This is a genomic window from Streptomyces sp. DH12, from assembly GCF_020873895.1.
In the GTDB taxonomy this organism is placed as follows: domain Bacteria; phylum Actinomycetota; class Actinomycetes; order Streptomycetales; family Streptomycetaceae; genus Streptomyces.
In genome coordinates this window covers 1-440 of the sequence record NZ_JAHWGT010001179.1, presented here as the reverse complement: position 1 = coordinate 440, position 440 = coordinate 1, and the positions used below count along the sequence as shown (strand labels likewise).

Below are 440 nucleotides of genomic sequence, written 5' to 3'. Positions count from 1 at the left end.
ACCCGGAGGAGGACTACGCTCGTGAGGTCCTCGCGCACATGTCGCTGGAGAACGAGATGGTGACCGTGGTCACCACCGCCATGGCGACGGCGTTGCGGCACTGCGGTCCCACCGGCCTGGTGGCCCTCGATCTGCACGCCGGCAGTGCCGAACTCGCGAGGATTCTGCCGCACAGCGGCATTCGGCAGCTCAAGGTGTTGGGCAACTCCCTGCTGCACGATCTCTCCTTCGTTCGCAAGCTGTCCGGGCTGTCCTCCCTGTCGCTGTCGGGCTGCCCGCGGGTCAGGAAGCTGTCCGCACTCGAGGGACTGCCGCTCGACTCGCTCGACCTGGAGCTCTTCGAGATCGAGAAGTCCGAGCTGGCCCATCTGCGGCGACTCGACCGGCTGACCTCCCTGTCGGTGACGGGCCCCCTCCTCGACAGCAACATCCCCCTGCCC

The 440-nt window shown here is 67.3% G+C and carries 1 pseudogene; it reads left to right on the top strand.

The window, feature by feature from the left end:
* Positions 1–38: 38 nt before the first annotated feature.
* Positions 39–440, top strand: a pseudogene (locus LPA54_RS39130) (hypothetical protein); the annotation flags it as partial.